This window comes from Pseudomonas sp. FJ2-5-13, from assembly GCF_029201605.1.
GTDB classification, from domain to species: domain Bacteria; phylum Pseudomonadota; class Gammaproteobacteria; order Pseudomonadales; family Pseudomonadaceae; genus Aquipseudomonas; species Aquipseudomonas lactis.
On sequence record NZ_CP104045.1, the window covers coordinates 2,481,303 to 2,501,133 of the forward strand.

The window sequence follows — 19,831 nt, forward strand, 5'->3', positions numbered from 1 at the left end:
TATGCAAGCTGTAATGAACCCGAAGTATCCAGGACTCAGTGTGCGAGTCGCCGACGAAGGTTTTGACGCCTATGTGTGGGGCAATGATTTCAGCTTTGAAGTCAGCGCCTATGGGGTGCCGCAAATGGGCCAGCGCGTTGACCAATGGCCAGTGGACCGCGTGCTGCCGTACCGCAAGTGCTATGGCATCGACCCAGAGGAGTTCGCCAGTTTCCGTGACGCCGCCGACAGCTCGATCTTCATGGCGTACCTGGATGACTGTGCCGTAGGGCATATCGTGGTCAGCACCAACTGGAACGGCTTTGCCCACGTTGACGAGTTGGCCGTGGCGTTGCCGGCGCGCCGACATGGCGTGGCCAAGTCACTGCTGGACGTGGCGCAATTCTGGGCCCGCAAGAAAAACCTGCCGGGCATGATGCTCGAGACCCAGAACAACAACCTCGGCGCCTGTCGCCTGTATGAGCGCTGTGGCTATGTGATGGGCGGTATCGATCAGTTGCGTTATCGCGGGATCGACCCGCACACCCGCGAGGTCGCAATTTTCTGGTATCGGTTGTTCAAATCGGAGCGCGAAGCGGTATGAACGGCTGACGATGTTGACCCTGGCGGGGACCAGGCGGCATTTATGCCGGCCCGTCCCGCTATCTCAATGCTCAGGTGTACATCCAAGAGTGTTCGTTGCCGGTTTTGATTTTAAAATCCAAGGCGAACGGAAAGTAATGGGTTTTTACCGCGTTCATTTTGTCTCGCGTATCGCTCGGTGGGACGATGCCGTGCGCTTTATACTGCTCGTGTATGACCGCTTCTATGTTGATAGCCGGCCCGTTGCGCACGGGTTTATTATCAACCAGTGTGACTTCTTTTAATCTATCAAAACCAAGGTCATACATGTCAGGCCTGCGCGCCTTGAGTATGTCGTTAAACATATCGGGGCCAACCGTCTCAAAAATTTTACGCTCGTACTGGTAGAACTCAGCATTGGGTGCCTCGCCTTGTTGAACGGTGGGGCGGTGTGCGGTGAAGTAGTCTTTGTTATTAGCGAAGCGGGTGCGCATCTCACTGATAATGGTGTCGATGATGGGGTTGTCAGGTTGGGTGGCGAAGTTGCTGGTGTTGTAGAAATTTTTGTAGTCAGTGAATTCAATGGCGACGGGGCTGTTTAACAGAATGTCGTTGGGCGCCGCGCGCAATTCAGTGTCTTTGACGGTGGTGACAATGCTGTCGTCAGTGTCAAGGTAAATGCCGCCGTATTTCTTCATGATCGGATAGCGCGCCACATCCGAGGCTGCAGCAAGGTTGGTTCCCTGGCCTTGGCGGAAATAGGCATACATGTCGGATGACTTTAACTGTTGGAAAACGTCGTCTTTATGAAGGTTTCTGACCTCAATGCCTGACTTGTTGGCCTCCAGTTGATTTTTGAGTTTGACAAACGTCCTCTGGTCGTTCGCATCAACATGAACGATAGATTTATAGCCAGGTGCGCTGACCGCATTGATCCTTATGTTGTCCTGCAAGTGAGGATTCATATGGCCGCCGGCCCAGAAGTAGTGAATCTCTTTGGGAATTGGCTTGGCGTTATGGGGGACCGTCAGAGAAATAGACGGCGCGTTAACAAAGATATGTTTGTGGGTTTTGATTTTTTTGGCGTGATTGAACTCATCGACACTACCCAGCCTCCATTTCCCCTTGCCGGCCCGCCAAAAATACAAGGCGCCTGGGTTCGCTTGGCTGCCGGGAACGTGAGTATTCGACATCTCGCGTTTCCATGCGCCGACCTGCGTATCAAACGTCACCGTATGATCACGGCCTTTGTAGTGGACGGCGTAGGGGGAAGCCCCCGTACGCGTTATCTTTACATCATCAAGGGGGACGACGAACGTGTCGTCGGCTAATCGCCAATGGGTTGTAGTGGGGGCGCCTCCGAGCAAACGGTGACCGCGTGAAATCGGTTCCCAACCTGCAACGCCCACCTCCTTGACTGGAAGGTCGACGCCGGTTCCAGACGGATGCCTTATAAAGCGCTGGCCCTCTTTCAGGTTGGACTCATACAGCGTGCCGTCAACCTTCACATATTCTTTATTGTTCGGGCCCACGTAGACGTTGCCCTGCAAGCCTTTGACCTGCAGCAGGTCCGCAGAGACCGTGGCCTCGTAACCCTGCAGCGACGGTATATTGAGCACCTTGAGCTCGCCGTTGGCAGCCACCACCGAGGGTTGGAAATGCTGGAGTGGCGGCCCATAGGGCAAGCCCTTTGCTGCATCAAAGGCGTGCCAGTTGCCACCTTGGAACACCGCCCCCATTTCAAGGTCATGCCCGGCAATCCTGGCGGTACCTGTGCAAACCAGGCCATGCTGGGTACTGGCGGCTTTGAGCAGGTCGTAGCTGCCGGTGGCGCCCCTGAGCGTATTGAAGGCTTTCGCGCCCTTGGACCAGGCCCAGCGGCTGATACCCTTGAGCAAATCGCCTGCGCCGCCCAATGGGTTAAGCGCATCGAGCGCGACGGTGCCGACGAACCGTGCAGTTCTGGCGACGCCTTTGACCCCAAACACGCCCTTGCTCAGCACTTTGCCGGCCTGAGCGGCTTTGCCGGCGCCCAGTGTCACCAGGCCGATCACATCGAGGCCGAGGTCCATCAAGCCGTCGCCGATATTGCCCTGCATGAAATTAACAATCGCCGACCTGAAAGGAATCATGTTGAGAAAAAACTCGCCGATGGCCTGGTTGGCGGCGCTGGTTCTATCGTATGAAGTGCTTCCGCGGGCGTGCTGGAGCAGGTCATCGCCGTGCAGGTCCAGACGTTGGGTGAGCACTTTGGCGATGTAGCGGGTGCGCTCGGAGTCGAACACCTGCGGTGTTTCAACGCGTGCCGGCGTTTCCTTGGACCGTTGGGCGTGCTCGTCTGCGAACGGGTTGAAGCGCACGGTCCTGTGCAAGGTGTTTGCGTCGCGCATATCGAGCCGGGAATAGGGCGGCGAATAAATATGCGTGAGGTAATTGTGTTTTGTAATGTTCCCGGCGCGGGTGTCGATCCGATAAATATTGACCTGCCCGTTGCGGGTGATTTTCACATCCAGCGTATGGCCTTTCTTGATCAGGGTTTTGCTCGAAAAATCGGCTTCTATGAAGTAGTCGTTGGTATGAAAAAATTCGAGCTGGCCATATTCGAAATTTTCCCGATCTTGCGGTGGTAACGTCGATATCAGGTGCTGAGTCATTCCCGCATGACCTTTTTCCAGTGCCTCCATTGCAGGTTTGTAGCGCTGGTCAAAGGCGTCTGCGACCGACAGTACGCCGCTATCGGAAAGCGCGCAGAACGCCATGATGGGGATGCGCTTGTCCTGGGTGACCCAATGCTCGCTGTCACTGTTGTCGACCTTGGCCCCCTGCATGACCACATCCAGCATCGAGTGGGTACCGGGGAAGCGTCCTGGCCGTCCTGGAACCAGTCGGGCCTTGGTCAGGTGCTTTGCCCTGAAGACGTCGTCCGGCACATCGGGAAATTTTTCCCGCAGCAATTGCATGCCCATCTCCTCACGCATCGGAATGGGGGTTTCCAGTGCCTGGGCGGTGGCCTGCAACGATTGTTGCTGATTGCTGAAGGCGGTTTGCGTGGCGCGCATCTGCGTATCGCTGGGGGAGGTGTCCGCTTTCAAGTAACCGTTGACGATTCCCCAGTTGTGCAAGGCTTCGCGATGGATCGTCTGCGTCAGCGCTGCGCCGACATCGGTGGTCTCGGCGGCTGCCAGTACCTCGCTGTAGGTCATGGTGAACGCACGTCCCGGCGATTCGACCTCCAGCTTGGCCACGGCGATCTCCAATTGAGTCCAGGCCACGCTGGCGTAGGTCACGTTGGGCGGTATGTCCTTGACCAGATACTGCGGTGCGGTACGTGCCAGCAACAGGCGCGCTGCCAGGTCGGCCGATGCCTTGGACGCTCGACCTTCCTTGACCAGATGGCGGCTCAAGCCCTCGATCGCCACGTTGGGCGGCTGGTTCCATAGCGCCCGTTGGCCGAGATCAAAGCCACTCACGCTGTTGCGGGCCGGTGTTCCCAGGGCTTGCGGGTCCAGCCCCAGTGCAATGGCTGCCAGCAAGTAGTCATTGACGCTGGTGTTGGTTGCGATGCCGCCCAGTCGCGCTTGAAGGAACTGGCCCAGTGCTTGCGCCTTGGTCGATCCCAGCAGCATTTCCATGGCGCTGGCCGGGAATTTGAAATCGTTGCTCGACAGGTGAGTGACAGAGCACAGGTAGCCCAGTACCCCCTGTTTGTCGGTCAATGGCAGTTCTGGCAACGCGGGGTCTGGTGTGTTCAACAGGTCAATGAGGGCTTGTCGGTCCTGCGCCGACAGCGGGATCGGCCACGACAGGGCGCCACCGTAATTGCCCAGGGGAAACGTCTGCACCTGCTTGGTCGCCACTTGATAAAGCGCCAGCAACGCCTCAAGGGTCTTGGGTGCGGGCACGCCGCTGCCGCTGAGGAATGTACCTAGCTTGACCCGGCTGTTGGGCGCCAGGTTGTGTTGCCGCGAGTACCGTGAGCCCTCGCACACCGGTAGCGTGGAGGTTGCCAGATGCGTGGCGAGCCGGGCTTCGAGCGCGCCTCGTTGGCGGTCCGACACGTCGCCGGGGAAGGCGTCGTTGAGTTCCTTGAGGAGTTCACTCAGGTTGTCTGCCAGTAGCTGCCAGTTACAGCGCTCACTGAAGGCTTGTTTAAGGGCTGCCGGGTTGTCGAGCTCGTCAGGGGCCACATCGTTGGTGGAGCCCACCACCGGCAAGGACTGCGTTGGGGGCGCAGGCTGCAGGGGCGGTGCTTGAGTCAGGGCAGCAGGGTGCAGCAGCGGCAAGTGCGCCAGTGCATTGGGTAGTGGGAGCATGGGTATCAATCCTTGGTTGCGCTGTTCATCCGGTAGAAAGCCTGAGCTTTGCGCTGGATGAGTGCCTTGCGCACAGGATGGGGTTCCTGTCGTTTCTTTAAGGCCGTGTGTCGGTACCAGGAAGGGAGGGGCGCGGAGCCCGTTACAGTGCCGGCGAGCCCGCGAGCAGGGGCTGGGCTTTTTGCGCGACGATTTCCAGCAGCGAATTCAGCGCGGGTGTGGACGCGGCATTCTTCAACGTCAGTGCGTATAGGCTGACCGGAATGGGCGGTGATAACGGGCAGGTATCCAGCCCGGACTCCTGCGCACCGAAGGCGGTGAACGGGTCGACAATCGCCAAGCCTTCTCCGGCTTCCACCAGGCCGCGCATCATCGGGTAGGTTTGCACCCGCGTCTGCACCACGGGCAGTGGTCGCAGGGCTTGCAGCTTGGCATCCAGCAAGCGGCTGAGCGGGTCATGGCCTTCCAGGCCGATCAGCGCCTGGCCGGCTAGGTCCTGCAGCGCAATGTATTTTTGCTTGGGCTTGAGCCAGCCATGGGGGGCCAGCAACTGTAATTTGCCTTGGGCCAGCACCGTGCTTTGGATCTGTGGATGCTCAGGGTCATGCAGGCTCAGGCCCACATCGGCTTCATGCAACAGCAGGCTGTTGATGATCTCGCCAGTGGTTTGGCTCGACAGGTTGCACGGCATGTCCTGGAAGCGTCGACGCAGCGCGGCAATGCTCTGGGGCAACAGTTGGTTGGCCAGCGGCGGCGTGCAGAGGGCGCGCAAGGGCGGCGCGTGGTGGTGTTTCAAACGGCTGGCAAGGCGTTGCAGCGGCTCCAGGGCTTCATACAGAGCAGTGATTTGCGCCTGCAACTCCAAGGTTTCCCGGGTGGCTTGCAAGCGCCCGCGCACGCTGGCGAACAGCATAAAGCCCAGTTGCTGCTCAGCGTCCTTGAGGGTGGCGTCTACTTCGCCCACGGAGAGTTGCAACCACTCGGCGGCGGTGCCGAGGTGGCCGGTCTGCAAGATGGCCTGAATCACTTCGATATGACGTAAACGCATGGCCGGAGTCTATGTGCAGTGCGCAGGGGATTCAATGGCGCAGGCCTTCGTGCGTAAAAAAGACTGCCGGGGTCGTCCCGGGCTATGGCGTTCAGCCACGACCCCACTAGAATGACCGCTCTGATCAGCAACGACCCCTGCCGGTTTGCCGGTACTTAAAATAAAAAACAGGTCTGGTCTCATATGCCTCTGCCCTCGACGTTCTTCGGGGTAACGGCCAAGCAACTCCTGGTCCTGGTGACCGTGGGAGGCCTGGCGGCTTACTTCTTCAATCATCTGGATGAACCGACGCCGGACGATCTCGCACTGCAAGCCTTTATCCGCACCCAACAACAGGTGGACGAGCAGGTGGGCGCAGTAGTGGGGATTACCCTGGTCAGGGAGGTCGAGGCTTACCCCGCGTACAACGCGCCGGGTTACAAGCGCTCGATGTATACGGTGCAAGGGGAGCGCGGCCAATTGCTGGTGACGCTCAAGCAAGACGAGCAGGGCATAGAGGTAACGCAGATCCGCCACCCATGAGCGTTCCCAGCCCAGTCGCCAGGACTGAGCGGGTGAACAAGGCAAGCGCTTACGATGCCAGCGTGGTTTCTGACTCGCGCACGAGAATGGTGCCCGACTGGATCAGTTTGAATTCATCACCTTCCAGTTTTTCTACACGGTCGCCAATGGCCAGCTTGTAGGTCACGGTGGGTGTCGATCCCGCCAGGTCGCCTTGCGCCGGGTTGGATTCCTGGAACTCATGCACCGAATACACGCGGCCTTCCGCGTCTCTGGCATGAAACTGTCCAACAAGTACTGCAGCCATCTGTTTAGAACCTCTGGAGATAAACACTCGATTTGCGGTTCTGTAGACCGTCAGGGAGCGGGGTAGTTTACCTATAAGAAAAAAATACTATTCGCTGATATTTTCAGACGCTTCCTACGCAAACGCTTGCCAGGAAAACGTCGAGGGAATCCGCATAACCCTCTGGTGAACGCGCCGCGAAGCCTCTATAACTACAAGCTCCTTTATTCAGAAGTCGGGAAACCTCAATGAGCAAGGTCTACACGATTGCCGTCCTGGTGGGCAGCTTGAGAAAAGAGTCGATCAACCGCAAGGTCGCGCTGGCCCTGGCCGAACTGGCCCCTGCCAATCTCAAGTTGAACATGGTTGAAATCGGCGACTTGCCGCTCTACAACGAGGACATCGACGGTGCAACACCGCCAGCAGCCTACAGCACTTTGCGCAAACAAGTGAGTTCATCCGACGCGGTGCTGTTCGTCACCCCCGAATACAACCGCTCTGTGCCAGCCGCCTTGAAAAACGCCATCGACGTGGGCTCGCGCCCATACGGGCAAAGCGCCTGGAGTGGCAAGCCCGGGGCGATCATCAGTGTCTCGCCGGGTGCCATCGGCGGCTTTGGCGCCAACCACCATTTGCGCCAGTCCCTGGTGTTCCTGGATGTGTGGTGCATGCAGCAGCCGGAAGCCTACCTGGGCGGGGCAGGCAGTGTGTTCGATGAAGCGGGGAAGGTGTCGGACAAAACCAAGCCGTTCCTGCAGGCGTTCATCGATGCCTATGGCAAGTGGGTAGAAAAACAGAAGGCTTGATTTGGCAATGCGCTTAAATGTGGGAGCGGGCTTGCTCGCGAAGGCGTCGGTTCAGCAGAGACATGATCGACTGATACACCGCTTTCGCGAGCAAGCCCGCTCCCACAATGGATTTATCGAAGCCAGTTGGTGCGTGCCAGCTCTATGACCTCATCCCCACGCCCGCTCATCACCGCCTTGAGCATATACAGGCTGAACCCCTTGGCCTGTTCCAGCTTGATGCTCGGCGGCATCACCAGTTCCTGAGTGGCGGTCACCACATCCACCAACACCGGTCCATCATGGGCCAGCGCACGGCGCAGGGCCGGCTCCAGGTCTTCGGATTGCTCCACCCGAATGCCCAAGATCCCCATGGCATTGGACATGGCCGCGAAGTCCGGGTTTTTCAGCTCGGTGCCAGTGTCCAGGTAACCCGCCGCCTTCATCTCCATGGCAACAAAGCCCAGGGACGAATTGTTGAACACCACCAGTTTGACCGGCAATTGCAGCTGCGCCAGGGAAATGAAATCCCCCATCAACATAGTGAAACCACCGTCCCCAGACATAGAGATCACCTGCCGCCCAGGGAATGCCGCCTGCGCACCGATAGCCTGAGGCATGGCGTTGGCCATCGAGCCATGGTTGAACGAGCCGATCAGCCGGCGCTTGCCGTTCATCTTCAGATAACGCGCCGCCCACACGGTGGGTGAACCGACATCGGCGGTGAAGATCGCATCATCATCGGCCAGCTCGCTGAGCAAGCGCGCCACATACTGGGGATGGATCGGCCTACCAGCCTTGGACGGTTGCGCCAGGTCATCCAGGCCTTGGCGGGCTTTTTCGTAGTGCTTCAGGGAGGTTTCGAGGAAGCTGCGATCGGTCTTGCGGGTCAAGCGTGGCAGCAGCGCGGCGATGGTTTCACTGACGTCGGCGGCGATGCCCAGGTCCAAGGTCGCACGGCGCCCCAGGGCTTGCGGGTTGCGGTCCACCTGGATGATCTTCGCGTCGGTGGGGTAGAACTGGCGATAGGGGAAGTCGGTGCCGAGCATGATCAAGGTGTCGCAATCGAGCATGGCGTGGTAACCGGAGCTGAAACCGATCAGGCCGGTCATGCCGACGTCGAACGGGTTATCCCACTCCACATGCTCCTTGCCCCGCAGTGCATGCACCACCGGCGCGCCGAGGGCGTCGGCCAGCGCCACTACCTGATCGTGGGCACCGGCACAGCCGCTGCCACACAGCAGGGTAACTTTCTCGCTGTTCTGGAGCATGTCGGTGAGGCGCTGCAAGTCCTGCTCAACCGGCACGGTGCGCGGTGCGTGCAAGGCTGGCCACGGTTTGAGCTTATCTTCCACTTCCAACAGCGACACATCCCCTGGTATCACCACCACCGCCACGCCTCGGTTGAGGATCGCCGAACGCATGGCACGGTGCAGCACCTGAGGCATCTGCTCGGGGTTGCTCACCAGTTCGATAAAGTGGCTGCACTCCTTGAACAGTTCCTGGGGATGGGTTTCCTGAAAGTAATTCAGGCCAACCTCCGAGGACGGAATTTGCGCGGCAATCGCCAGCACCGGCACATGGTTGCGATGGCAGTCGAACAACCCATTGATCAAATGCAGGTTACCCGGCCCGCAACTGCCAGCGCACACCGTCAATTCGCCAGTGGCCGCCGCTTCGGCACCGGCAGCGAAGGCGGCAACCTCTTCGTGGCGCACATGCATCCACTCGATGCTGTCCATGCTGCGCAAGGCGTCGGTCAGGCCATTGAGGCTGTCGCCGGTCAGCCCCCAGATACGCTTGATGCCTGCCTGTTCCAGGGTGGTCGCCAACTGCTGCGCCAAGTTGATTTTCGCCATGAGGAACTCCAATCGTCAGTGAGGTTGAAAAACTGCTGATCAGTAGGGGACAGTTCAATCACGGCGAATGCTCCGCCTTTAATGTGAAGATTGCGTCATGCTTGCGCGATACTGCCGCGTACGCCGCGCGATAAACCACTGGTCACACACCAGTGCCAGCCAGGGCGCGACGTTGGGGTTGGGCAGGCGGCCGCGGCTCAGGCGGCGCATCTGGTTGCGCACCACGGCGAGGGTGGCGAGGGCGGCCAGGGGTTTGCGCTTCCATTCCATGGGCCGCAGTTGTGGGTTGAGGTCGCGACCTTCACGCCACTGCTTGAGCAACTGCGGCTCCAGGGTCAGGGCGGTGGCGATGCCGGCCATGGCTATGCCGCTGTCCAATACTTGCTGGACCACCGGCAAGCGGCGAATACCTCCGGTCACCATCAGTGGCATGGTGGCGATGCTCGCCATTTGTGTGGCGAAATCCAAAAAGTAGGCTTCACGGGCCAAGGTGCGCCCGTCCCGCGCCTCACCTTGCATGGCCGGCGCTTCATAGCTGCCGCCGGACAATTCAAGCAAATCAATCGGCAGTGTATTGAGCATCTCCACCACCGCGCGCGCATCGGTTTCATCGAAGCCGCCACGCTGAAAGTCTGCCGAGTTGAGCTTTACCGACACACAAAATGAAGGGCTGACGCTGGCCCGTACGGCACGGATGACCTCCAGCAGCAGGCGGGCACGGTTTTCCAAGGAGCCGCCCCAACGGTCGGTGCGATGGTTGCTCAAGGGTGAGAGGAACTGGCTCAACAAATAGCCATGGGCGCCGTGGATCTGCGCCCCGGTGAACCCGGCTTGCTCGGCCAGGCGGGCGCTGGTGGCGAAGCGCTTGATGACGTCCTGGATGTCGTCTTCGGTCATGGCCTTGGGTGTGGCGAACATCTTGGAAAAACTGCCCACATCCAGCGCGATAGCCGAGGGTGCCAACGCTTGTTGACCTAGGTTGGCCATGGTCTGGCGGCCCGGATGGCTGAGCTGTACCCAGAAGTGCACACCCTTGGCGCGGGCTACGTTGGCCCATTCACGAAAACTGGCCAGGTGTTGCTCGTTTTCCAGCGCGACACCACCAGGGCCGGTCATGGCGCGGCGGTCGATCATCACGTTACCGGTGAGCAGCAGGCCGGGCTCGCCGTCGGCCCAGGTCTTGTACAGCTGCTTCAATGCTTGGGACGGTGCCTGATGCGGGTCCGCCATGTTCTCTTCCATCGCGGCCTTGGCGATGCGGTTGGCGATGACTTGGCCGTTAGGCAGTTGCAGCGGTTCGAACGGTGACATGGGTTAACTCCTGAGCAGGGGAGGCCTCAGGCTAAGCTTAAAGTTAACTTTAATGTCAAGCGGGAGTCGATCACGAAGGATTGACGGGCGATGGAACTGTAGGAGCGAGGGGGACGCCTAGTTCTTGCTCGCGAAGAACGCGAGGACAACGCGTTCATTCAGGATGTCAGCGTTATCGTTCAGGTTTTTCGCGAGCAAGAACTAGGCGTCCCCCTCGCTCCTACAGGGACAGGGTGTCAGCGGCGGCGGAACAGTGGCAGGGGTTCATCGGTGGCCGCTTGATAGGTCACCGAGAAGTCCTTGAGGCTTTCCAGTGCTTCGTACGGGTCTTTGTCGGCGCGCAAGGCGAAGGCATCGAACCCGCAACGGCGCAGGTAGAACAGTTGGTCACGCAGCACATCGCCAATGGCACGCAGCTCACCCTTGTAACCATAACGGTCACGCAGCAGGCGGGCGTTGGAGTAGTTGCGCCCGTCGGTGAAGGCCGGGAAGTTCAGGGCGATGACCTGGAAGTGCTGCACGTCATCACCGATTTCTTCGGCTTCTTCATCGGCGTCCAGCCACACACCCAAACCGCCGTCGCGGGCCTTGAGGGCGTGGCCGTGCTCGCGCCACAGGGCCAGCGGCACGATCAGGTCGTCGCAGTTGGAGATGCCGTCGAAGCTCGCGTCCTTGGGCAGCAAGTGCCAGGTTTCGTCGACGACGGCGTTGTTCTTAATGATTCGCTGCATAGACGCGCTCCTTGAACAGGTCGATGCCGATGCGCTGGTAGGTGTCGATGAAACGCTCATCTTCGGTACGCTGTTCGATGTATACGTCGATCAGCTTGCCGATCACCTCCGGCATGGCTTCCTGGGCGAAGGATGGGCCGAGGATCTTGCCCAGGCTCGCATCGCGGCTGGCGCTGCCACCCAGGGACACTTGGTAGAATTCTTCGCCTTTCTTGTCCACGCCCAGGATGCCGATGTGGCCGACGTGGTGGTGACCACAAGCGTTCATGCAACCGGAGATGTTCAGGTCCAGCTCGCCGATGTCGAAGAGGTAGTCCAGGTCGTCGAAACGGCGCTGGATCGACTCGGCAATCGGGATTGACTTGGCGTTGGCCAGGGAGCAGAAATCGCCGCCCGGGCAGCAGATGATGTCGGTCAGCAGGCCGATGTTCGGCGTGGCAAACCCGCCTTCGCGCAGCTCGCCCCACAGGGTGAACAATTGGCTCTGTTCAACGTCCGCAAGGATGATGTTCTGCTCGTGGGAGGTGCGCAGTTGGCCGAAGCTGTAGCGCTCGGCCAGGTCGGCGACCGCGTCCAGTTGCTTGTCGGTGATGTCGCCTGGCGCTACGCCGGTGGGCTTGAGCGACAGGGTCACTGCCACATAGCCCGGCTTCTTGTGCGCCAGGGTGTTGCGGGTGCGCCAGCGGGCGAAGCCTGGGTGTTGCTGGTCGAGTGCGGCCAGCTCGGCGTCCTGATTGCTCAGGGCCTTGTACTCAGGGTCGACGAAATGCTTGGCGACGCGGTGTACTTCGGCTTCGGTCAGGGTGGTCTGGCCGCCGCGCAGGTGTTCCATTTCGGCATCGACCTTCTGGGCAAACACCTCAGGGGTCAGCGCCTTGACCAGGATCTTGATCCGGGCCTTGTACTTGTTGTCGCGACGGCCGTAACGGTTGTAGACCCGCAGGATGGCGTCGAGGTAGCTCAACAGGTCCTGCCACGGCAGGAACTCGTTGATGAACGCGCCGACCACCGGGGTACGGCCCAGGCCACCGCCGACCAATACACGAAAGCCCAGCTCACCGGCGGCGTTGTACACCGGCTCCAGGCCGATGTCGTGCACTTCGATGGCCGCACGGTCCGAGGTCGAGCCATTGATGGCGATCTTGAACTTGCGCGGCAGGTAGGCGAATTCGGGGTGGAAGGTGGTCCACTGGCGCACGATCTCGCACCATGGCCGTGGGTCGATCAGCTCATCGGCGGCGACGCCGGCAAATTGGTCGGTGGTCACGTTGCGCAGGCAGTTACCGCTGGTCTGAATGGCGTGCATCTGCACAGTGGCCAGTTCAGCCAGGATATCCGGCACATCTTCCAGCGCCGGCCAGTTGAACTGCACGTTCTGGCGGGTGCTGATGTGGGCATAGCCTTTGTCGAAGTCGCGGGCAATCTTGGCCATCATGCGCGTCTGGCGCGACGTCAGTTGGCCATAGGGCACGGCCACCCGCAGCATCGGCGCAAAGCGCTGCACATAAAGGCCATTTTGCAGGCGCAGAGGGCGGAACTCTTCTTCGCTCAGTTCACCTGCTAAGTAGCGTCGGGTCTGATCACGGAACTGCTTGACGCGGTCCTCGATGATGCGCTGATCGTATTCGTCGTATACGTACATATAGGTCCTGTTCTCGGCAAATCTGCGCGCACGGCCGCGCACTCCCAACGGAGCCGGCGCACGATAACAGTTTGCGTATATGCGCAAAAGTGATGTTTGGGTATATGTAAATAACCAAACTGACTAATGAGAACCGTTATCGTCATACCCACATTTGTCATAGGGACAAGTGTGGTCTTTACTGTGATCGAGTCTGAGTGCAGTCACCTATAAAACCGACAAGAGGCGATGCGATGAGTAATTCCACCAAAGCCCGCAAACCCGACAGTACCGTGGACGCCTGGGCAATCTTGTTCCTGATTATCCTGGTGGTTGGAACCGCGGTGTTCTGGGTCAGCCACCAGTAAAAGCAGCACGTGGATTGAGCCTCGATTGAATATCTAATTGCCACTATCATGGCGATCAATATTCAAGGTTCAGGCAACCATGTTGAAGGTTCTGATGGCGTGTGTGTGGTTGCTGGGGTCGGCGTACGGGGCAATCGCCCAGGCTGCGTCGGTGGTGTTTCTCAACCCTGGCTTGTCTTCGGAAACCTTCTGGGTCAGTTATGCGCAATTCATGCAGGCCGGCGCCAAGGACCTCGGCCTGGATTTGCGTGTGCGCTATTCCGAGCGTGACAACCAGGTCACCCTGGCCCATGCGCGGGAGGCACTGCTGGGCACTGAACGGCCCGATTACCTGGTGCTGGTCAATGAACAGTACGTCGCCCCGCAGATCATGCGCATGGCCCAGGGCAGCGGGGTGAAGTTACTGATCGTCAGCAACGCGCTGACGCCCGACCAGGTGCAGCTACTGGACGCCTACAACGACACCGGCTTGATCGGCACGATGGTTGCCGACGACGAGCAGGCGGGCTACCTGATGCTCACCGACTTGTTGCGCCAACACGGCCCGGTCGCTGCGGGCACCACACTTGACCTGCTGGCGTTTTCCGGCGCCAAGACCACGCCGGTCGCACAGTTGCGCGTGCAGGGCATGCAGCGTGCCCTGGCCGAGCACCCCGAAGTGCGCCTGCGACAGTTGGTCTACGGTGAGTGGAGCCGCCAGCGCGCATTCGAGCAGGCCAGCCAGCTGTTCAAGCGCTACCCGCAAACCGCACTGGTGTGGTCGGCCAATGATGAAATGGCGCTGGGTGCCATGCAGGCCCTGCAAGACAGTGGTCGCGTACCGGGCAAAGACGTGTTGTTCAGTGCGGCCAACAGCTCACCGCAGATCCTCGCAGCACGCCTTGATGGGCGCCTGAGTACCCTGGTGGCGGGGCATTTCACCTTGGGCGGTTGGGCGATGGTGTTGATTCATGATGAAGCCAATGGGGTCGATATCGGTGCCCGTGGCGGTCGCAACCGCCAGCAAGCGTTGTTTCAGTTGATCGACGCCGCCCAGGCACGCCGGCTATCGGGCCCCCTGCCATCAGTGAATTTCCGCGCATTATCAGCGGTGGGCAAGCCTGCGTCCTACCGTTACCCGTTCAGCCTGCAACTGTTGCTGCGTTAAACCCCGGCCAGGTGCAGCACCAGCTTGACGATGCCAAACAGGGTCAAGGCAAACACCGCTGTGAACAGGATGCCCAGCAGCACAAAGTGGCTGGGCTTGCCGTGGGTGAAGTCACGCGCACGGTTCTTGCCGCTCTGCACGCCAAAGGCTGCGGCCATGACGCTGTGCAGCATTTGCCAGAAGGTCGGCGGTTTATTGTCGATTGGGTCGTCCATGCTTGCCTCGCGAGCCGGGTCATCCTACAGAGAATAGTTCAACCCTATCGGAACGTGCCTCGCACCGTTCACACTTCCAGGCCAAGGAACAGTTTCTGATCCAGCGGCGCCTCTACCAACGCTTTCTCCAGATTGATCACAGAGCGGTTATTGGCTCTGGCTTGCTCCATCAGTTCCTTGCGCGTGAATAGGCGTTCCGCTGGGGTCTTCAAGTGCCCGAAATCAGGCTTTGAAACGGGCTGTTCGACGGAGGAGTAGTGAAAATGCGCGTACCACAGGTCCGCGTCTTCCTGCCTCATTCCGGCCTTGATTTTACGTTTGTCACGTATGGCATATTCGGTCAGGTAGTCACCGGCCTTCAATGGCACACGTTTTTTGACCAGGTTGATGTCGACAAAACCGTGGGTCCACAGATAGTCGATTTTGGCGGCTTTGGGGCGCTGTAACAGGTAGCCTTCTGCGCAGCGTTGACGAGCCTGTTCAGTGGCCGCTATTGCCTCGTCATCGTAACTTTTGCGCAGGGCAATGGCGCTTTCGTCAGTCGTGTTTTTGAGCTCCTCGGCAAGCGCTTTGAATTTTGCCGCATGCTGACTCAGCATCACGTCCCAATCATAGGGGTTCACGACCTCCCGCTGCTCAGGGTCGCGCAGTTTTCGTTGCTGGTAGCGAATGCGTTCATCAATACCTTGCCGCTCGTCTTTGATGGCTTGTGCGTCTGCTCTAATTCTCTTCAAGGATCGAACCACAGGCGCGGGCGTTTTAGTCGGCACGCTGGCGGGCTCGACGATTTTCCACACGCCTTCGCTGGCATGTTCGTGGTAAGAGGCAATGATTGTGTTGGTGAGCGGGTCCGTGATATCGACATAATTGCCCGGTTCATCGGGCTGTTGCGCACGCACGTCACCCACCAGGCTTTTCTTGTCTGCGGTTTTGATAACCCGTCGGGTTGCGGCTTTTTGGCGTTTGGCTTTATCGAGCGCAGGCTGCGGGGCAATCTTTTCTTGCGCCAGGATCAAGTTGGCCAGTTGCGCCTCCAGGCTCGAACGTGCCTCGTTCAGATGTGCCAGGTACGAAACACGGTAAGCCTCCCTTACAAAGCCGGAGCGCATGTCGTGCAACGAGGTGACCGCGTTCGCCAGCTGCTCATAGCGCTCTAGGACGCCTTTTAGCACAGCGATTTGTTCCGCCGTCGAATAGCCAGCGGTAGTGCGCATCTCGGTATGTGCAAGCACGAGGCTGGCGATTTGGGCGTCAGTGAGTACACGGATGAAAGGAAACTCCATCACCCTCACAGGGCGATGGGTGCGATTGAACACCAGATCGGTGAACACCAGCATGACATGTTGTTTGATGGCCACTGAAGAGATGTGTTGATCGGAAGGATTATATTCCAGCAACAGCCGGCGCTGCCCAGGATCAGCCTGCTTGAGAAGGGTTTCGATGTGTTCAGCCGGTTCAATCATTTGATTGAGCGCCTCTACTTGCTGCTTTTTAGTGTCAATGTACTCGTCGTAGGCATGGGTGATGTTTTGAGCAAGTTCACGATTGGCGCGCTCACCGAGTTCGCTGGCGTTTTCGCCGGTGTCGCTTGCCAGGGTGTCGGCCATTTTTTGCGCCAGGCATTCAAAGACCGAACTCCAGTAGCTATAGATGATTCTTGTGGCTTTATCTCGTGCGGGTTTGTGTGCGGGGTTGGTGCGATCGGTTTGCATCAGTTCATCGGCCTTGGCTTCGATTCGCTGCATCAAGGGGATCAATGCCCGGCCGTTTTGCTGGTAGTTATCGAGTGCCGTTTCCCATTGGGCCCTGGCGTGCGCCGTACTGACGCGCCTGGCCGCATGCCGTTGGGTCACCCTGAGGTGCAGTTGCGGGATGCCGGTTGAGGTGCCGAGCAGTAGCCAGTCATCCCTCAGGCGCTTTGCCTGGTCGACCAGATTGGCTCGGGCGGTATTCAAGGCGGATTCAAACCCGGTGGTAACGTTCACTGACGCGTTCATTTCCACAAGGAGCGCGGCGAATTCTTGCGTTAACGACTGTATTCGTTGCTCACGTGCAGACAGCCACTTATTGAGACTCTCTCTGGGCATCCCTCCCTTCAACCTGGCTCGTCGGTCCAGACGCCAATGCCCCTGGCCATCGCTGGTCAACCTGAAGCCCGGACGCTGTGGGTGCTGCGGATGGACCAGGTAAACCTCGCCAAACCCCGGCACCACACTCACCTGAAACAACATCCCGCCGACGCTGGCGTGCCAGGCTCCGTCGATGCGGTAAAGCCCTTTCAACGCACCGCTTGGCTGCGCAGCGGGTAAGATGGCGGGCCAGGGCACATGCACCTCGACCAGCGCCTTGAGTAACGTTGCACTGGCCATGGGGCTGGCGAGCGAACGGCTGAAGTCCAGGGCGGTATGGCCGCTGGCCGGTGGCTCGCCGGGGAGTGCGACCGGGCCATGACGCACCACCGCGGTGCTCTGAACGCGTGGCAGGCCGACCGGGCGGCGCCAGGTTTGCAGATGCAGGGCGTGGTCTTGTGCGCCAGGTTCTGCCAACGGCCGCGCCGAGGGCGAGGCAGCGTGCAACAGCACCATCGCGGTGTTGAGCAGTAGATCGATCAGTGCCACCTCACGGGTGGTTGGGTCATCGCTGTCCAGGCCCGCCAGGTCCTGCGCCAGGCTACCGACCAGTACCATCAACCAACCCGCCAGCATCGCCGGTCCTCGCACCAGCGGCAGTAGCAGGCTATTGAACAGCAACCAGGCGCCTTCCATCACAAGGGCCCAGCGGCTTTCACTGTTGGACACTGACTCGCGGTCCGCCAAGTCCACCAGCGCTCGCGCCGTGCTGCCGAACAGGTGGTTGAGCAGTTGCCCGTTGACCTGCGATTGCAGCCATTCACCCGCGCCCTCATCGACCGCCAGGGTAGCGGCCTCGGGTTTTTCAAGCACGCTGAGCTCGTCGCCAGGCAGGAAGCGAATCAGGTGGGGTTCGCGGATACCGCCGTGATCGTAGATCGGGCGCGCCTTGTCGCTCAGCCAGGTCAATACGCTGTCTTGCAAGGCGCCGGGGCTGGCGAGGGCATCCAGCAGCGCCTGGCGGGTCGGGTACTCATGCAGCGCATCGGCGTACAGCGGTTGGTACAGCAGGTGCGGGCCAATTTTGGCATCGCGCGGTTCGATGATAAACGCATTGCTGACTTCATCGGGTGAGGCCCCGGGCTTGCGGCACAGAGCCAGAGGGCGCAGGACGATCTCCTGGCCGTCAACGAAACGCTCCAACGGGCTTTCACCCATCAACGCCTTTACGTAGCGATAACCCGCGATGCTGACGCCATGCTGTCGACGGATCTTGAGTTCGAGCGCTTGCATCGGCAACCTGACCTTCAGCGCGCGGGTAAACAGCGCTTCTCGCCGGCGCGCATCGGCGGTGTCGGACAACAGCGTGTCCTTGATGTTCTGCGGATAGGCCGTGCCGATATCCACGCGCTGGATCAATCCCGAGGCCCCCAGCACATAGTCCTCTGTCAGCCAGGACGGCAAGGCCTGGGCGCCCTTGGCCAGTATTTCCAGCGTGCCGCTGGGCTTGCCGGCCAGGTTCTTTACCGCCAGCTCGGTCAGTGACAGGCGCACATGCTCGACAATACCGGCGCCGCCTGGGTAGCCGGCACCGATCGTGAAGTCCAGCACCACGTCGTCGGGGTCGTAGTCGCCATGATCAGCTTGCATCTGTTTGCGCAAGGCGGCGCGGCTGAAGCTGTGCAAGTCTTCGATGCCCTGGTTGAAGGATTGCCCCTCGCTCTGTTGCAGCACCAGTGCCATGTCCTGCAGGTGGCGATGGTAGGCAAAACGGTCAGCGTTGTCGGCCTGGCTGAGCCAACCTGGCAATTGGGCGCTCACCTGGTGAAGAAATGGAGCGGGGGGGACGGGCACGGGGGTAAAGAAAATCGCCGGGTCGGTGAGGGTTTCCAGGCGCCGGCCCAGGGTTATTTCGTCTTGCCCCTGGAACGTCAGCGTTGCGAGGTCTTGCAGCTGCTGGTTGAGGATCAGGCCCGCTTGTTGGTCGAATACATTGCCGTTCGGTTCGTTGCGTCGCCAGGTCATGCTGTCGAACGTAAAGCGCGCTTGCATCCGCGTCGCCCAGGATTGGCTGAACGCATCGATGCAATCGAAGGTCTCGATGTGCCCGGCCAGGCTGTACAGCAGCACCTGCTTATCGCGCACCAACAGCAGGTCGGGTGTCAGCAGAAGCGCTTCTTGGCCGGCGCGGTTGAAGGTGTTTTCGATGAAGTACACATAGGTGGCAGGTGTGGAGCGCGGCAGGCGCTCTGCCAACACCGGCCAGGCAGCGACGACCGCCAGCATGTCGCGCTGGGTTTCGTCCAGATGTGATGAGCGTGCGGCGGTGGCGGTCATCTGACCGTGGAGAAAGTCGCTCAGCCATTGCCAGCGACTGCGGCCATGGCTGTCGACGCTGCTCCAGTAGCCCGCCAGGTCGTGCTGCCAGTGCAGGTACAGCGACTCGGGCAGCTCATCGAGGAGGCGCGCGATGACCTGCATGTCGATGAGGGCCGGCGCCCGTGGCTTGAGTATCTTGGGGGGCTGCTGGGTCAGGTAGTACGGCAGCTCGCGCTGCGGATGCAGGTCCATCAACTGTGGTTTCAGCACATGCGCGATCGCATACTCCATCAACGAGGGGTAGGTGTAGTGCCCCTCGGCATGGGGGGTGGCGAGCTTGACCGAGCGCAGGTCCAGTTGCAGCGTTGGATAGTGCTCCAGAATCCCCCTGCGCAGGGCGTTGAATACCACCGAGTACAAGGCTGGACGCGATGCGAAACGGGTGTGGACCGCCTGGGCAGGCAGTTGCTCAAAAACAATTGGAGGGGGCGGGGCGGGGTTGGGCATGACGAAATCCATTGTCTGTTTGAATTCGAGGGTGGTTGGCACCGTTCTGCGGGCCAGCCATAGCAAATCGAATTTCGTCACCGCACAGACGGTATAGGGATACCGCCGACGGCGCTTGAGCCGCCGGGCGCCATATATGCACCGCTTGGCGCGGCACCCAGCATGGTGTTCTGGCACTCCATATCAAAGG

The 19,831-nt window shown here is 59.7% G+C and carries 13 protein-coding genes; 4 read left to right on the top strand and 9 right to left on the bottom strand.

The features are described 5' to 3' along the window. Nucleotide 1 precedes the first annotated feature (1 nt). Nucleotides 2-583, top strand: coding sequence for a GNAT family N-acetyltransferase (locus tag N2A98_RS10975; protein ID WP_080751072.1), 582 nt, complete (start codon nucleotides 2-4; stop codon nucleotides 581-583). Nucleotides 584-653: 70 nt separating this feature from the next. On the opposite strand, the gene N2A98_RS10980 is transcribed toward N2A98_RS10975, so the two are convergent. Together N2A98_RS10980 and N2A98_RS10985 are read right to left on the bottom strand one after the other, a co-directional pair. Continuing rightward, on the bottom strand, nucleotides 654-4,874 hold the full coding sequence (locus tag N2A98_RS10980) for a TcdA/TcdB catalytic glycosyltransferase domain-containing protein (RefSeq protein ID WP_275623410.1): 4,221 nt from the start codon (nucleotides 4,872-4,874) through the stop codon (nucleotides 654-656). 142 nt (nucleotides 4,875-5,016) lie between these two features. Then, nucleotides 5,017-5,922, bottom strand: a complete 906-nt coding sequence (locus tag N2A98_RS10985) for a LysR substrate-binding domain-containing protein (RefSeq protein WP_275623411.1) — start codon at nucleotides 5,920-5,922, stop codon at nucleotides 5,017-5,019. A gap of 183 nt (nucleotides 5,923-6,105) precedes the next feature. On the opposite strand from N2A98_RS10985, the gene N2A98_RS10990 reads away from it, so the two are divergent. Further along, nucleotides 6,106-6,444 (top strand): hypothetical protein, encoded by a 339-nt coding sequence (locus tag N2A98_RS10990; RefSeq protein WP_153475691.1) that lies wholly within the window; start codon nucleotides 6,106-6,108, stop codon nucleotides 6,442-6,444. Between the two features lie 49 nt (nucleotides 6,445-6,493). Here N2A98_RS10990 and N2A98_RS10995 read toward each other — a convergent pair whose 3' ends face one another. Further along, a complete protein-coding gene (locus N2A98_RS10995) occupies nucleotides 6,494-6,730 on the bottom strand; it encodes a hypothetical protein (RefSeq protein WP_032892208.1) in 237 nt (78 codons plus the stop codon). A gap of 227 nt (nucleotides 6,731-6,957) precedes the next feature. On the opposite strand from N2A98_RS10995, the gene N2A98_RS11000 reads away from it, so the two are divergent. After that, a complete protein-coding gene (locus N2A98_RS11000; protein ID WP_275623412.1) occupies nucleotides 6,958-7,515 on the top strand; it encodes an NAD(P)H-dependent oxidoreductase in 558 nt (185 codons plus the stop codon). Nucleotides 7,516-7,628: 113 nt separating this feature from the next. Here N2A98_RS11000 and poxB read toward each other — a convergent pair whose 3' ends face one another. The 4 genes from poxB to N2A98_RS11020 form a co-directional block, all read right to left on the bottom strand. After that, entirely contained in the window at nucleotides 7,629-9,353 is a 1,725-nt protein-coding gene (gene poxB, locus N2A98_RS11005) for a ubiquinone-dependent pyruvate dehydrogenase (RefSeq protein WP_069558062.1), read from the bottom strand. Nucleotides 9,354-9,431: 78 nt separating this feature from the next. Further along, nucleotides 9,432-10,664, bottom strand: coding sequence for an NADH:flavin oxidoreductase/NADH oxidase family protein (locus N2A98_RS11010; RefSeq protein ID WP_275623413.1), 1,233 nt, complete (start codon nucleotides 10,662-10,664; stop codon nucleotides 9,432-9,434). 236 nt (nucleotides 10,665-10,900) lie between these two features. Further along, complete coding sequence (locus tag N2A98_RS11015) at nucleotides 10,901-11,395, bottom strand: DUF934 domain-containing protein (RefSeq protein ID WP_044273390.1); 495 nt, start codon at nucleotides 11,393-11,395, stop codon at nucleotides 10,901-10,903. After that, nucleotides 11,379-13,037 carry a nitrite/sulfite reductase gene (locus N2A98_RS11020; protein ID WP_003190712.1) on the bottom strand — a complete coding sequence of 553 codons (1,659 nt, stop codon included), beginning with the start codon at nucleotides 13,035-13,037 and terminating at the stop codon, nucleotides 11,379-11,381. Before N2A98_RS11020 ends, N2A98_RS11015 begins: the two co-directional genes overlap by 17 nt. Nucleotides 13,038-13,463: 426 nt before the next feature. Here N2A98_RS11020 and N2A98_RS11025 point away from each other — a divergent pair, with 426 nt between their 5' ends. After that, entirely contained in the window at nucleotides 13,464-14,531 is a 1,068-nt protein-coding gene (locus N2A98_RS11025) for an ABC transporter substrate-binding protein (protein ID WP_275623414.1), read from the top strand. Here the strand turns inward: N2A98_RS11025 and N2A98_RS11030 are convergent. Together N2A98_RS11030 and N2A98_RS11035 are read right to left on the bottom strand one after the other, a co-directional pair. Continuing rightward, nucleotides 14,528-14,746: a DUF2970 domain-containing protein gene (locus N2A98_RS11030; RefSeq protein WP_032892193.1), complete on the bottom strand. Its 219-nt coding sequence runs from the start codon at nucleotides 14,744-14,746 to the stop codon at nucleotides 14,528-14,530. The two genes, N2A98_RS11025 and N2A98_RS11030, sit on opposite strands and share 4 nt — an antisense overlap. Nucleotides 14,747-14,814: 68 nt before the next feature. Continuing rightward, the gene (locus N2A98_RS11035) at nucleotides 14,815-19,641 is read right to left on the bottom strand and encodes a DUF6543 domain-containing protein (protein ID WP_275623415.1); all 4,827 of its coding nucleotides are present in this window, start codon (nucleotides 19,639-19,641) and stop codon (nucleotides 14,815-14,817) included. Nucleotides 19,642-19,831 lie beyond the last annotated feature (190 nt).